This window comes from Prolixibacteraceae bacterium, assembly GCA_019856515.1.
Classification (GTDB): domain Bacteria; phylum Bacteroidota; class Bacteroidia; order Bacteroidales; family Prolixibacteraceae; genus Halosquirtibacter; species Halosquirtibacter xylanolyticus.
In genome coordinates this window covers 1,954,394-1,970,251 of the sequence record CP082230.1, presented here as the reverse complement: position 1 = coordinate 1,970,251, position 15,858 = coordinate 1,954,394, and the positions used below count along the sequence as shown (strand labels likewise).

Annotated in this window: 11 protein-coding genes; 7 read left to right on the top strand and 4 right to left on the bottom strand. The window is 36.9% G+C overall.

Annotated features, from left to right (window positions below):
* Window positions 1-13: 13 nt before the first annotated feature.
* The 5 genes from K5X82_06955 to K5X82_06935 all read left to right on the top strand — a co-directional run bounded on the left by K5X82_06955 (window position 14) and on the right by K5X82_06935 (window position 5,947).
* Window positions 14-1,426 (top strand): glutamate synthase subunit beta, encoded by a 1,413-nt coding sequence (locus K5X82_06955; protein QZT38627.1) that lies wholly within the window; start codon window positions 14-16, stop codon window positions 1,424-1,426.
* Window positions 1,427-2,308: 882 nt separating this feature from the next.
* Window positions 2,309-2,644, top strand: coding sequence for a CidA/LrgA family protein (locus K5X82_06950; GenBank protein ID QZT38626.1), 336 nt, complete (start codon window positions 2,309-2,311; stop codon window positions 2,642-2,644).
* 26 nt (window positions 2,645-2,670) lie between these two features.
* Window positions 2,671-3,369: an LrgB family protein gene (locus tag K5X82_06945; protein ID QZT38625.1), complete on the top strand. Its 699-nt coding sequence runs from the start codon at window positions 2,671-2,673 to the stop codon at window positions 3,367-3,369.
* Window positions 3,370-3,491: 122 nt separating this feature from the next.
* Window positions 3,492-4,325 (top strand): glucosamine-6-phosphate deaminase, encoded by an 834-nt coding sequence (locus K5X82_06940; protein ID QZT38624.1) that lies wholly within the window; start codon window positions 3,492-3,494, stop codon window positions 4,323-4,325.
* A 92-nt stretch (window positions 4,326-4,417) separates the two neighbouring features.
* Window positions 4,418-5,947, top strand: coding sequence for a sulfatase (locus K5X82_06935; protein QZT38623.1), 1,530 nt, complete (start codon window positions 4,418-4,420; stop codon window positions 5,945-5,947).
* Between the two features lie 47 nt (window positions 5,948-5,994).
* On the opposite strand, the gene K5X82_06930 is transcribed toward K5X82_06935, so the two are convergent.
* Entirely contained in the window at window positions 5,995-7,122 is a 1,128-nt protein-coding gene (locus tag K5X82_06930; protein ID QZT38622.1) for an alanine racemase, read from the bottom strand.
* 11 nt (window positions 7,123-7,133) lie between these two features.
* Window positions 7,134-8,537 carry a nicotinate phosphoribosyltransferase gene (locus K5X82_06925; GenBank protein ID QZT38621.1) on the bottom strand — a complete coding sequence of 468 codons (1,404 nt, stop codon included), beginning with the start codon at window positions 8,535-8,537 and terminating at the stop codon, window positions 7,134-7,136.
* Between the two features lie 2,148 nt (window positions 8,538-10,685).
* Here K5X82_06925 and K5X82_06920 point away from each other — a divergent pair.
* Window positions 10,686-11,963, top strand: coding sequence for an ATP-binding protein (locus K5X82_06920; protein QZT38620.1), 1,278 nt, complete (start codon window positions 10,686-10,688; stop codon window positions 11,961-11,963).
* A 10-nt stretch (window positions 11,964-11,973) separates the two neighbouring features.
* On the top strand, window positions 11,974-12,693 hold the full coding sequence (locus K5X82_06915; GenBank protein ID QZT38619.1) for an RloB family protein: 720 nt from the start codon (window positions 11,974-11,976) through the stop codon (window positions 12,691-12,693).
* Between the two features lie 97 nt (window positions 12,694-12,790).
* Here K5X82_06915 and rlmD read toward each other — a convergent pair whose 3' ends face one another.
* Window positions 12,791-14,200, bottom strand: a complete 1,410-nt coding sequence (gene rlmD / locus K5X82_06910; GenBank protein QZT38618.1) for a 23S rRNA (uracil(1939)-C(5))-methyltransferase RlmD — start codon at window positions 14,198-14,200, stop codon at window positions 12,791-12,793.
* 81 nt (window positions 14,201-14,281) lie between these two features.
* On the bottom strand, window positions 14,282-15,853 hold the full coding sequence (locus tag K5X82_06905; GenBank protein QZT38617.1) for a hypothetical protein: 1,572 nt from the start codon (window positions 15,851-15,853) through the stop codon (window positions 14,282-14,284).
* Between the last annotated feature and the right edge of the window lie 5 nt (window positions 15,854-15,858).

Below are 15,858 nucleotides of genomic sequence, written 5' to 3'. Positions count from 1 at the left end.
AAAATTAAAGATCATGGGTAATCCTAAAGGTTTTATTGAAATAGAGAGAAAAGAGGGCGGATACCGCCCTGTATTAGAGCGAATATATGATTTTGGAGAGGTAGAGCAAACATTGAATCTGAGAGACAGACAGTTGCAAGCTTCTCGTTGTATGGATTGTGGTGTACCTTTTTGTCACTGGGGGTGTCCTGTTGGTAGTAAAATGCCTGAATGGCAAGATGCCATCTATCATGGTAAACACGAAGAGGCATACCACATCCTTACCACTACCAATCCTTTTCCTGAGTTTACAGGAAGAGTGTGTCCTGCACCATGTGAGAAATCATGTGTGTTGGCCATTCATGATGAGGCTGTAACTATTCGAGAGAATGAGGCTTCAGTCGTAGAAAGAGCATTCGAAGAGGGATATGCTGTCCCTAAGAAGCCATCTAGTCGTAGTGGAAAGAAAGTGGCTGTAATTGGTTCAGGACCTGCTGGATTAACTTCTGCTTATTGGTTAAATCAGGCCGGTCATGAAGTGACCATATTTGAGAAAGATAGTAAGTTTGGTGGTTTATTAAGATATGGTATTCCTGATTTCAAACTGAACAAAAATATTATTGATAGAAGGTTATCTGTGTTGAAATCAGAAGGAATTCATTTTCAAGCTAACACAGAAGTAGGCGTAGATATCACCCATGAAGAGTTAGATCAGCAGTATGATGCTGTATTACTTGCTTGTGGTGCGATGAAGCCTAGAGACCTTCAAGTAGAAGGACGTGACTTGAAAGGAGTTCATTTTGCGATGGATTTCTTATCGCAGCAAAATAAAGCTATCGGTGGCGAAGCCTTCGATCAGGAGAAGATCTCTACTAAAGATAAACATGTACTTGTAATTGGTGGTGGAGACACTGGCTCTGACTGTGTAGGTACTTCGATTCGCCAGAAAGCGAAGTCTGTTCTTCAGATTGAGATTATGCCTAAACCAACTGAGCAAAGAGTTGAGGACAATCCTTGGCCATATTGGCCAAATGTACTACGTACTTCAAGTTCTCATAAAGAGGGTTGTGAAAGACGTTGGAGCTTGTCTACAAAACGTTTTATTGGTGAAGGTGGCGCAATCAAGCAGGTTGAAGTAGTACAAGTGGAATGGCAGAGTAAGAATGGTCGATATATGCCTGTTGAAATTGAAGGATCATCAGAGATTCTTGATGTAGATGTAGTATTCTTATCGATGGGATTTGTTAGTCCTATTCACAAAGGACTTATTGATTCATTAGGTGTTGAACTAGATCAAAGAGGAAATGTATCTAGCACTAAAAATGTTACTAGCTTAGGCAAAGTCTTTGCTGCTGGTGATGTTACCACAGGTGCAAGTTTAGTGGTCAGAGCTATGAGAAGTGGTCGTGATGCTGCAGAAAGCATTGATGCTTTTTTAGAAAAATAATTCGGATTTTATTACTCCTAAATTATATTTTTTTCCATTAAAGAGCGTTCGATTTGAACGCTCTTTTTTTTTATCTAAACATAGGCTCCCTAACGGTGTGTCGCATTTGTTGCTGGTTTTATTATTCTACATAATGTAGTGTAAGTTTCATGTTTTAAATAGAAAGATAATGCGTGATATTTGTGTCTTATCGTAATAAAATAGGGTAAAAGTTTTGATAAGTGAAACTGATTGCTTAGATTTAGATTCAATTTTAAGTATTTCTCGGTAGTCGTTGTATTTATGAATACTGACTTCGTTTCAATAATTGGGTGTTATCATCCTTTTATTTGTGATTGAAATTTCTCCATTTGTTATAGAATTGAGAGTTAATATTATTGGATGAAGAAGGTGAATAGTGAATTATTTATTTAACGAATGATTACCATCAGTAATTAGGTTTGAATACAAAAAAGGAGACAGAGATGTTTCCTTTTTTTGTATATGTATATTCAGTATGTTACTTCCTGATATTAAGTATATCTTATAATCTTGATGCTCTATTAGAACATCTGTACATGTTTATATGTTACAACTAATTAAGTTTGATATATTTAATGTGACAACTAGTGTCGGAAGGATAATGAGGTCTAAATGCTTTATTTGGATTTATTAAGCATTAGTTTGGAGTTTCGAAGCTTTTGCAATATACGGTAAAAAAACTATATTATTCGCGTGTTATATAACATGCTTTAGGTGTTAATGTGTTGATGTATAAGGGGCTGTAGTGGTTAATGAGAGGTTCTTACTTAACCATATGTTATTTAATACATTTCAATAAATCTTACGTGCTAATATTTTTGTGTTATATTTATTCCAACGAACTAGTAAATTTAATTGCATATGATGACTAAATTCACTCAGCTAGCTTTTATTCTAGCTTTTTTAGCTCTTGGGGAGGGGCTAAAATGGGTGCTGGGAGTACCAGTACCCGGAAGTATCATAGGTATGCTTTGCCTTGTATTATGTCTTGAGTTTAAAATTGTCAAGCTTAATTGGGTAAAGGATGCAAGTGATTTCTTAATTCAAAATATGGCATTCTTCTTTATACCAGCGGGGGTCGGTTTGATGGTGCAATGGGACATAATTCAAAAAGAGTGGGTTCCTATTGTCGTAGCATCTGTTTTAAGTACATTAATTGTAATGGCTGTAACAGGTCTCGTATCAGGTCGTAAATAAAATAAGGAGGAAATAACATGGAATTTTTGAATAGTATATCATTCTTGGTGGCATTCACCATGGTTGTATTTATTTTGGCAAAGGTAGTTTACCAAAAGTATCCTATTTTTATATTTAATCCAGTATTTGTATCCATGGGGGTATGTATTGGGTTTTTATTGATAACTGGAATTCCTTATGCCGATTACAATACAAAAACAAAATTTATTAGCTTTTGGCTTAACCCTTCAGTGGTTGCTCTAGGCGTACCTTTTTATCTTCAACTTGAGAGAATTAAAAAGGATTGGAAGCGTATTATGTCTGCCATGATACTTGGAAGTGTTTCAGGAATCGTATCGGCAGTATTGATAGCATTTATGTTTGGTGCTTCAAAAGAGGTCTATCTCTCTTTAGCGGCTAAATCGGTAACAACACCAATCGCAATGGGGGTAACTGAGGCCTTAGGTGGTATTCCTGCATTGACAGCTGGAATTGTAGTATCAGTGGGAATTCTTGGTGCTATTATTGGTGAAGGCTTTATGAAACTAATTGGTGTTACTAATGCTAAATCGCAAGGTATGGCCATCGGTACTGCTTCACATGCACTTGGAACAGCTAAGATTGCACCGAAGAGTGAACAGCATGGTGCTTATGCAGCATTAGGATTGGCCATGAACGGTGTTTTAACAGCAATTATTGCCCCAATTATTATGCCTTGGGTTGAGAAGTTGTTGACTTATTTATAGAACTTCGAAATAATAAAAAATGATAATGTGAATAGGTTATAGAATTATATGTTCTATAGCCTATTTTTTTATCTTTGAACTTTTTAAGATAATAACAATCTGTAGAATCAAAGTTATAAAAGATGAGGTTAATAATTCAAGATCAACCATCTAATGTTGCACAGTGGAGTGCCAACTATATCGCAAAACGTATTGCGGATGCCAACCCAACTGAAAAGAAGCCTTTTGTTCTAGGCCTTCCAACTGGAGGAACTCCTCTAGGAACATACAAAGCACTTATTGAGCTTTATAATGCAGGGAAAGTTTCATTTGCAAATGTGGTTACATTTAACATGGATGAGTATGTAGGTATATCGAAAGATCACCCAGAAAGCTATCATTCATTTATGTGGAATAACTTCTTCTCTCATGTAGATGTGAAACCTGAAAATGTAAACATCTTAGATGGAAATACTGCAAACATGAAAGAAGAGTGTCTACGTTATGAGAAGAAGATTGTCTCTTATGGTGGCATTGATCTATTCATGGGTGGTGTTGGTGTTGATGGTCATATCGCATTTAATGAGCCTGGATCTTCATTGGCTTCAAGAACAAGAGATAAAGAGTTGAATCAAGATACTATTGTAGCCAATTCTCGTTTCTTCGATAATGATATTAACCAAGTCCCAAAGAAAGCACTAACCGTTGGTGTTGGTACTTTGTTAGACGCTAAAGAGATTATGATTCTTATAACAGGACACAATAAGTCTCGTGCTCTTCGTCATGCTGTGGAAGAAGGTGTAAACCATATGTGGACAATTAGTGCGTTGCAATTGCACTCTCAGTCAATGATTGTATGTGATGAATCTTCAACATATGAGTTGACTGTAGGAACATACAAGCACTTTAAGGATATTGAAAAAGAGAATATTGCCCCTGATTCTATTTGGAATACCAACGAGAATGTTGGGTGGTAGTACCAAATAAGGAGCGTGCTGTAATGGCACGTTCTTTATTTTGATGTCATTGTATTTTCTACTATTTTTATCTTAACCAATAAAACAGGGTTATGAATAGTAAACTGAAAATAGGAGTACAATTAATGGCGGCAAGTATGATTGCTTGCCCTTTAAGTTCAATGGCAAAGAAGCCTGAACGAAAAATTGAGAAGAAACCCAATATTCTACTTTTTGTTGTTGATGATATGGGATGGCAGGATAGCTCTATTCCAATGTGGGGAGCCTCTGTTCCTACCAACCGTCTATATCAAACTCCCAATATGGAGCGCTTGGCTTCTAAAGGCGTTGTTTTTACGGATGCTTATGCATCGAGTCCTGTCTGTTCTCCTACACGAACAGCTATCATGACAGGACAAAATCCTATGCGAACAAGAATCTCTAACTGGATACCTGGAGAACGTGTCGGGAAACCTAAAGACCAAAAGTATTTGGTTCCAAAATGGAATGTACCTGGTATATCTAAAAGTCAATTAACCCTTCCTCAAGTGTTAAAGCAGGCTGGCTACTTTACTGCAATCATCGGAAAAGGCCATTTGGGTGACAAAGGTGCGTATGCTGCCGATCCAAAGAATATTGGCTTTGATGTCTCTGTTGCTTCCCATCATGCTGGACATCCTGGAAGTTATTATGTGCCTTATGGTAAACCAAAGTCGAGTCATCATGTGCCAGGTCTAGAGGCTTTCTACAAAGATAGTGTATACTTAACCGATGCGCTAACATCTGTCGCAGTCAATATGATCGACTCTCTTTCGACACATTCAGAAAATCCTTTCTTTATCGATTTATCTCACTATGCATTACATACTCCGCTAATGGAGCACCCTGAGTTAATGGATAAGTATTTAGGATTGGGCTACAACCGAACTCAAGCTCGTTATGCATCAATGGTTGAAAGTATGGATGCAAGTTTAGGTCGTGTCATGGATGCACTTCAAGTGAATGGACAATTAGACAACACTGCTATTTTCTTTATCTCAGATAATGGAGGCTTGGTAACCCATGGTGGAAATAAAAAAGATGGTCCTTATGCGACTTCTTGTTTCCCTCTTCGTTTAGGTAAAGGTGGATCATATGAAGGAGGAATACGTATTCCTATGTTAGTCTCTTGGCCTGGTGTCACCAGTCAAGCTAAGAGAGTTTCTGAGCCTGTAATTACCGATGATCTATTTACCACTTTTGCGGAGATCGCCGGTGTTACTTTACCACAAGACTATGTGTCTGATGGAACTTCCATTACTCCACTACTTAATGGAAAGAAACACCTAAAGAGAGATGTTCCGATGGTATGGCATTACCCACACTATTGGGCTGGGCCTAGTATCCGAAGAATATATCCCGATGTTAAACCATATACTGCCATTCGTATTGGCGACTATAAGTTGTTGTATAGCTACGATGAAGGAAAAGCAGAGCTGTATAACCTAAAGGAAGATATCGCGGAAAGAAATAATATTGTCCTTTCTAATCCTAAGAAAGCCAAGGAGCTTTGTGATAAATTGGTGGCTCATATGAAAAGTGTTGACGCACAAACACCATTGGATAGAGAAACAGGAAAGCCTGTTGCATATCCTCATCTATAAGAAAATATGGCATAAACAATATAATAAGGGGGATCAATATATCCTCCTTATTTCTGTTTATATGCCTCCCACTCTTTCTTTTGTGGCATGGTATGAATCACCTCTTGCTCTTCTGTTAAGCCCCATTGACAACTATTAAAAGTTGCAGGTGCTTTTACGGGAATCACCTCAATAGTATCACCTCTTTTAATCTTGAAGAATTCACTGGGAGTAACCTTAATGGTAGCATGGGTCAAAGACATCTTATGGATATAATTTAGTTCTCCAAGAAGAATATCTTTATTCTCAACTTTCTTTATGATTCTACCATACAGTGGTTTTCCATCGACATTAATATAACTATTTCGGGTTAAATGTTGCTCATTTGATTGAATGACGATCTCATTTCTGGCCTTGTTTTTTGCAATGACAGTAGTACGTATTCGCAACGCAATATCTTCAAGCTTACATGCTCCCATTTTCCACGTTAAAGCATCATTAAAAACAAAGGTACTGGGTTGTATCTCACTAATGTTTCTAAAATCGTTACATATAAGAGCTGACAGGGTATCTCCCAATACCAACTCCATCTTGGGGAAGTAGGATTGAAACATATTACGTAACTTTCTTAGTTGAAGTATTGTATCATAATGAATACTATTTACCCCATGCCTTGTCTTACATAAGAATGTATGATACGGGTGGGCTAGAAAGCCTTTGAAGATAAACTTATCCTTTTTGGCATGAAGAAATTGAATGATCTTCTCAATCTTAGCCGTATTGCTCGCAGCTACCCCAAGGATTTCTCCATCTGTATCAATCTTAAGGTATATCGATATTGGCTTGGTGATCTGTGCTTCTACCTTCTCAAGGGTCGAAAGATGCTCCGCTACAACTTGAAGTTTAATCTTTTCATTTAATTGGTTGAGTTGGTCAAGATGATGTATGTTAAACGGAACAGTTACGGTAATATCGTCCCAGCCATGTTCCATAAAATACTCCGCAACATTAAAGGAAGAGACTGCAATTTTGTCAATCCCATATGTTCTGAACCATGAGGCAATTTGTGTAGAACGATGTGTCATTACGTGAGGGCGCAAGGACACATTGTTCTTTTTACATTTCTCTGCCATCTTAGCAATGTTAGTACAGCAGATCTTTTTATTGATGACTAGTATTGTTTGGCTTTGGTTCATGGTTTTGTGGTTTATGAAGATAGCCTGTTTAGGAAATCATCACGTTCTTGTTTTAGTGCCGCTGAAAGCCCCACTTTATAGATGTGTGGACTAATAAAACGGTAATGTTCGTCAGCCAACTGCTTAGATCTCTCTTGCAGATATTCGTAGGCTTCCTGTGTCGATGGTAGCGGTGATACTACTTCGCCATCTTTCATGATGAGCTTCTGTAACTCCTCATATTTAAGACCTTTTACTGGGGTCTTCTTATAGTCAACACTTGGATGCGAAATTTCTGTTATCGCAGTGACATCCTCAGAACTCTTTACAATCGCATCTCTGAAAAATTGACCGTGATCATCAAAGTAACGTACCACTTTTTTTGCTCCAGGGAGCGTTACTTTCTCTATGTTCTCAGATATCTTCATTCGAGGAATTCCATTACACTCCGATAGCTTATAAACACCGTCTAGAGATGCATCAGGCTTACCTGTGATCATCTCTGTTCCTACTCCAAATGCATCAATCTTCGCATCTTGTTCTAAGAGACTATTGATTACATATTCGTTTAATTGGTTAGAGGCCGTGATGATTATATCTGGATATCCTGCCTCATCCAACATCTGTCTTGCTTTACGGCTTAAATAAGATAAGTCACCACTGTCGAGACGTATTCCTTTTACCTTTATTCCTTTATCTTTCAATTCATCCGCCAATTTAATGGCATTAGGAACTCCACTCTCTAGTGTATTGTAGGTGTCCACAAGTAATATACAGTTATCTGGATGGATCTCAGCAAAAGTTCGGAAGGCCTCATATTCGTCCAAAAAACTCTGAACCCAACTATGGGCCATCGTTCCAGATACTTTTAGATTATACTTCCTTGCTGCATATACGTTAGATGTAGCAACTGCACCACCAATCATAGCTGCTTTACTTGCTTGAACAGCTCCTGTACCATGCGCTCTTCGAAGACCAAAGTCAATAATATCTCTCCCTTTGGCCGCCTGAACAATACGGAAAGTCTTCGTCGCAATAAGCGACTCGTAATTTAAAATATTTAATAGGAGTGTTTCTATCAACTGACATTCGATAATATTACCCTCCACTCGTACTATTGGGACCCTTGGGAAGGCAATTTCCCCTTCCCTCATGGCATATATGTTTCCTCTAAATTTAAAATCCTTTAGATAGTCAATAAATCTCGAATCAAGACCTTGATTCGTCAGGAACTGAAGATCCTCAGAAGAAAACCTAAAATCCTTAATCATCTCAATGGCATCGCTTAACCCTGCAAATACCAAATAACCACCCCCGTAGGGATTTGTTCTATAGAAGTAATCAAATGATGTCTGGTCCGTTCCTTTCCCCGATAGAAAGAAAGCTTGAGACATGGTGATTTCGTAATAGTCGGTGTATAACCCGTAATTTTTCATTGGTCTCTTTGAAAATATTATATGAACCTATGCTTATATCGTAAAAGTAATAAAAATGAAACTGTTTACATAAGAAAATAAATCATCTTTTTCTTTTGACTCTTTGAGAGTGAACACGTTCTAAGTCTTCGAAGATCACATTAACGATTTTTTATCATTCTTCTTCTCATACAAATTTATGAGGTTGGTTCGGTCCCATAAGTGTTGCATACTCTTTACTCTCTATCTGATACTTCCCTTATACCTCTTTTATACCGTCTTTCACCCCCTTTACCCTCCCTTCATAGCAGATTAACATAATTCAAATACATAATCATACACCGTTTTATTAATGTCGACAGCCATATGTCAGCAATTGGCATCCCCAATTTTCTCCTATCATAGAGTTATCATCGGTGCTATATTGACGTTGGAGGTCGAATCTTGTGCCAACTCATTGGCCCACCTTGTGCGTTGTTTTGTCATTGTAATGGTCAATATCGGTTTATGTCTCCTTCTCGTGACAATAAATTGGCACAAACAATACATAACGTCATCGAAATAGATGTCCACAAAAGGCGGATGTGCAAGAATGAAATACGGATGATATCTCTTAAATTGATCTACTCAGAACTATAACACCACATCATGACTAAAAAGCTACTATCCCCTGACCTTCCTTTGACATGGCTCGAAGTACATTCAAAGTTCATTCGAAGTACATTCATCGATTTTGCTTTTTGGGTGAGGGAACTTTGAATCTACTACCAGTGATATTCAAAAGAAGGCAGGGGATTGTAGTATGTTATTCAGAGGAAGGTGGCTTTAAAGGAGGATTTTCATTGACATTCTATCATTTTATGATCATGCCCTTTGTCGAAGTTTGTGCCAATTCATTGGTACGCCTTGTGATTTCGATTCGTCTGAATCTGTAATGATATGCACTAATTTTACTCCCTTCATCTTTAGTACTTCCTTACCACCTCCTAAGGGGTTGATAGGAGTCTCCTCCTACCTTTGTCCATGGTTCAGCCATGGTTCGTCCATGGTTTGTCCATCGATTTCGGGGTTTTCGATGGCTGAATCATGGCTAAACCATGGACAAATCTTGGACATAGGTGGGAGAAGGTACCTGTCATCCCCCTAGTTGATAGTAAGGAGGTGGTAGGGAAGATATGCTTGCTATTATCCCAATGGGCATTAGCAGGGGGGTAAGTCGAATATTTGGTGTGAGGTAATTCTCTTTATGAGAAGTGATTTGATTCTATGAATATACTAAAAATAGCAATATAGGTCCTTGATTAGTTGTTTTTTATGTGGCTGTAGTTGATGTAAGTAATGGAGCATAAACATTGACATCTCTTTAACTGCTAATCCAACCTCACAAGTCCCAATATATAGTGTGAGTCTGCTCATACAAAATAAATAATCTTGTCAGCTCTCTTTTAGTATGATATTAATATTCACATCATCTCATGCAGAGAAAGGGGATGACATATTATACCCTGAAGAGGTATCACTTTCTAGTCTAGATTTTAAAGCGTATGTATGGTTTTTTATATACGGAGGGTTGAAGGTTAGACCAGTATGAGTGATTTGCGATTAAAATAAATTGGAGCGGACTTACAGCCCTTATGTGTTGGGGAGTATCTATACCCAACGCTTCGCACTGGGCTATTCACTGTTGCGTCTTCAGCGCATCGTTGCAGCAAATAAAGATGGATTATATTGAATAACTCGACCTGTTAATATCGATTGTGGAGATCTCATTTAATGATGTCAATGAATCTTATATGATAACGCATCATTAATTACTATAACATAAAAGCTGTCCCACTAGGCTAGAAAGTTTAGGACTTTCAGTGCATTGTTGTCAAAAGAGATATGAGCCGATTTACAAACACTATGACTAATATCATATAATAAAAGATACGTCATTATTTACACATCTATACTTAACGTGAATAATGGAGTAGAGATTCTTTTCTAGTAATAGAGTCTATTCGTAGAATTATAATTAAGAAATATGTTAGTGCATAAACAATTCATTCTCATAATTCTTTGCTTAATAAGACATGTATGGTTAAAAAGTCATTTTTGGGAGTTAACAACCTGTTTTTGTTGTATATTTGCAAATAGCTACTTTTATGTTTGCAAATAATACATGATATGCTTTTAAATTTTACAGTAAAGAATTATAAAACGTTTAAGGATGAAGTTGAATTTAGTGCTGTTCTATCTGAACGAGACAAAACTTCATTAGTGAATAATATTGTGCAGTTTCCGGACCAAAAAATAAGTGCATTAAAGACCTCTGTAGTTTATGGGGCTAATGCGAGTGGTAAGAGTAAACTGTTCAATGCAATGAATTTTATGACTAGATTTATACTCAGAACTTCTAGCTCTAGTCAAAAGGGAGACAAGATTGATGTTGATCCTTTTAGATTGAATACAGAAACAATTACCCAAGACAGTGAATTCGAGATGGTTTTTTTGTCAAAAGATGGTATCCAATATCGCTATGGTTTTTCTTTAAATAGGAATAAGGTAACGGAGGAGTGGTTGTTTTCGAAAGCTCAAAGGGAAACGGAGGTTTTTTATCGTTTCGAAGACGAGGAGATTGACTATAACAAAACGAAATTCGAAATAGCTAAACTTATTAAGTCAAAGAATCTGTTGAGAGAGAATGGTTTATTGTTGTCTTTGGCTGATCAATTAAATGATTCATTGGCATCAGAGGTCATAGAATGGTTTAAAAGTTTTAATGTGATTTCAGGAAATGAACCTGAAGGTTATGAGTCATTTACGATTGATAAAGTGCAAGAGAATAATAACTTTAGGAGTCGTGTTGAAAAATTTCTTTCAGAGTCTGATCTTGGTATTGATAGTCTACTTGTTAAAGATAGCGAGTTTCCAGATTCCTTATCACAATTATTTACGGAATTGCCTGAAAAAATAAAGGTTTATAATCGTCCAGATATTAATGTAAAGAAAGATGTTTTTGATAAGGACTATAGGCCTGTAGACGAAAAAAGTCTTTTTAATTTGTTTAAAGATGAATCAGAAGGAACTCAAAAGATGTTTGCTTTATCAGGCCCCATTATTGATACGCTAGAAAATGGTAAAACGTTGGTTATTGATGAGCTCTGCTCTAAACTACATACTAATCTTCTTTTGAATATTATTCGTTTATTTAATTCAAAAGAGTTTAATAAAAATAATGCGCAATTAATTTTCAATACACATAATGTTTATATTCTAGATCCAGAAACTTTCAGGAGAGATCAGATTTGGTTTATGGACAAAAATATTTATGGAGAGTCAAATCTATATTCCCTAGACGAGATTAAGGGTGTTCGTACTAGTGACCAATACGGTAAGAATTATCTGTTAGGGAAATATGGAGCCACTCCAAATGTTCATTATGTTTCTGTGAACTCAATTTAAATACTCTCTTATGAAAATGAAGAATAAGCGATTGGTTCAAGAGGAGATACGTAAGAAACGAAAAGAAGAACAGAAAGCTAAACGAAAAGAGAAGCCATTAGGGCGAAAAAATGAGCACATCGAACAGAAACGAAGTTTTTTGATTATAACCGAAGGTGAAACAGAGGAAAGCTATTTTAACTTTTATAGCTCTCCTTTAGTGCATGTCGATGCTCGTCCATCTAATGATAATAGTGCAAAGGGTGTTGTCGATGAAGCGTGTCGTAAAATCGAAGAGGAGCACTCTTTTGATCATGTATGGGCTGTCTATGATAAAGATGATAATAGTTCTGTGGCTTTTAATAATGCCTATAATAAAGCGTTAAGTCAAGGAGTTAAAGTTGCATTTTCAAATCAGGCATTTGAATATTGGATATTGCTTCATTTTATTGATCATCCTGGAGGTTGTGTTAATAGAGATCGATATCGTAAGATGTTAAATGATGAACTGATAAAGTGTGGGTCTAGCATACATATAGAAAGAAATCAGAAAAAGATTAATAAGGATCTTTATGGGTTATTACTTAGTAAAGTGAGATTGTCAAATGGAGAATCGATGAGCAGAAGAACATTGGCTGTGAAACGTGCTAGAAGGATTTATGAAGAGAAATATACGGATGGATTGACTCCTTCGGATATGGAATCTGTGACGACTGTATTTCAGTTGGTGGAGGAGTTGATTCGAGGTTGATATTTTATTTGTGATATAATTCTGAATTAACAGCGATCACAATAAAAAAGAGACTGTCCGATTGACAGTCTCTTTGATGAATCGTATAGAACGATTTTTATCTCTTTTCAAGTAGTACTACATTCTCCACGTGATGTGTGTGTGGGAACATGTCTACTGGACGTACTTTTGTCACTTTGTATTTTTCATCCATAAGAGAAAGGTCTCTTGCTTGTGTCGCTGGGTTACAGCTGACATAAACAATGCGTTGAGGTGCTGCATTTAGAATCACGTTGATTACATCTTCATGCATTCCAGCTCTTGGTGGATCGGTGATAATTACATCAGGATTACCATGAGCAGCAACAAACTCGTCATTTAAGATATCTTTCATATCTCCAGCGTAGAATGTTGTGTTGTCAATTTTGTTGTTGGCAGAATTGACTTTGGCATCTTCAATTGCAGATGGAACATACTCAATACCTACAACATGTTTTGCTTTCTTCGCTACGAAGTTTGCAATAGTACCTGTTCCTGTATAGAGGTCATATACGTTTTCTTCCCCTGTTAGTTGGGCAAAGTCGCGTGTAATTTTATACAGCTCGTACGCTTGTTCTGAGTTGGTTTGATAGAATGATTTTGGACCAATTTTGAATTGGATACCTTCCATTTCTTCCATGATATGATCTTGCCCTTTGAAGACAATGATATCTTGGTCGGCAATTGTATCATTCTTTTTCTCGTTAATCACATACATAAGAGATGTGATCTCTGGGAATTTCTCTGCAATGTGGTTCAATAGAGCTTCTCTTACCTCTTTGTCTTCATGGAAGAGAGATAGAATCACCATTGTTTGTCCTGTCGAAGAGGTGCGAACAATCAAAGTTCTAAGGAAACCTTCTTGGTTTCTTAGGTCGAAGAAAGTCAGTCCGTTCTCTAAGGCATATTTTCTTACTTCGTTACGAATTCCGTTAGACGGATCTGATTGTAACCAACATTTATCGATGTCGATAATTTTGTCGAACATACCAGGTATGTGGAATCCAACGGCATTCATATGGTCAAACTCTTGTCCAGACTCAACCTCTTCAAATGTTAACCAACGCTTGTTAGAGAAGGTGAATTCCAGTTTGTTTCTGTAGAAAGAAGTCTTTTCTGATCCAAGTATTGGTTCGAATTCAGGAAGTTCTACTTTACCTAAACGGTTTAGTTGGTCTACTACTTGCTTCTGTTTGTAGAAAAGCTGTTTGTCGTATGGAAGAAACTGCCACTTGCAACCACCACATGTTCCAAAGTGTTCGCAGAATGCATCTTGACGATCTTCTGAGTATTCGTGTACTTTTGTAACTCTAGCTTCTTGGTATCTTTTTCTTTTTTTTACGACCTGAAGGTCTACTACGTCGCCAGGAACCACATGAGTTGTAAACACGACCATGTCATCGATCTTAGCGATAGCTTTTCCTTCGGCACCTACATCGGTGATACGAACTTTCTCGTAAAACGGTTTTTTTCTTCTACTTCTACCCAAAACGTAAAACTTAAATATGATATTAAAGCGACAAATATAACGATTCCGATCACTATAGTAGATAGTTAATCGTAAAAAAAGTTACGGTTCGGTGATTTGACATTCTAATAGATCTAAAACGCCCGCATAAACAAAATGATTTGGTCCAATCGGTTGAATCGCTTCGTTTGTTGGAAGATAATCTTTGCTGAGATCTAGCTTAAGGTATTTGATTGTTTTGCCACTATCAACTGAGATGGAGTTAATTCGCCATTTACCTCCCTCTTTGGATACAGAGAAGATGCGTTGGTGGTTATCATTGTGAAGTAAAATGAAAATATTATTGTCGATTTTCCATATCGGTGTAACACTCTTGTTTTCATAATCGACATGCAGTCGCATCATCTCTCCAGCCTTGCCGATTTGATACAGGTATAGCTGATTATGAATAATCTGGATATCTAATGCGTTGGTGTCTTTCGTTGTATTTATTGAATGGGTGAAATAAGGAAAGTCGGTCTCTCTATCTCCTATCTTATAGAAGAGTATCTTGGGATTATCTTCTTGGGTCAAAGCCACAAAAATTTGTTTGTTGTCGATCGTAAGCAGTTTTGGTGCTTGAAGTACTGCTCTTTGGGTCTGTAGGTTGAGAGAGGTGAAATTAATTACAGACCATTGTTTATCGCTCTTTTGTATTTCGAATATTCCTTTGTTCGAAGTGACTACAAGTCGATCTTTCCCTTTAATAATCGAAGGGTTATATATTTGTCCCTCTTTAAGCTTAAGGATAGACAGTGTCTTTAAATTTTTATTTAACTCAAAGAGATGGCCGTTGGAAAGTAGTACTATGATATTTTGATTGTCTGTTGAAACTGCTAGGATTCGAGTTTTGTCTACCGTGCGATATTTCTTGGGTATGATCCACATGTTTAGAAGTGCTATCGCAGCATTGGGTGCATCTAACTCTTCATCAGCATACAGATATAGATGGATCCCTTTTCCGATAATGAATTGATCATTATAAGCAGTATTGGTAATTGGAAGTTCAGACTGGTACTTCTGCTGGTTGTTAATTAGTAACTCTTTTAGTTGCTTAAGATTTTCTACTTGGCTAATATTCTCGCGAATGGCATTGATTTGTTCTTTTTTCAAAGCTTCATTTCCAGGATATTTTAGACTATGTACATATTTGATTTCAGTCGTATCATGAATCAGGAATTTGGAGACTTTGTTTAAAGAGGCTACCCAAAGTGCTCTTTTTTTATTTGTATAGGTGGTAACATTGAAGTTAGGAAATAGTCCAACCTCTTTACGATCGTAAGAGGCAATCATCAGAGAGGGTATTTCGTGAGTAGGCTTTGGGTGACTGATGGTAATTGTTGGTTTTGATGGACTAAATTCAATAGTGTTCTCTTGAGGTTTAATCGCATGAACTTGCTTATCTTTTTGATTTTCATTTTTCGTTTCAGCACGGTTCACTTGATTTTCTTGGGGTGTATGTTTTATTGGATCATCTTTCTCTTGCTTGATATAATTAAGTGTGTCCACAGGAAGATTGACATGAACAGGTTGTTTCTTTTTTTGATACATTTTGATACCTGTGATCAGAATTGCAATACTTAGTGCTATTACCACTAGAATCCCCATGTTTTTTTTGTCTCTCTTCCTTGTCATAACCA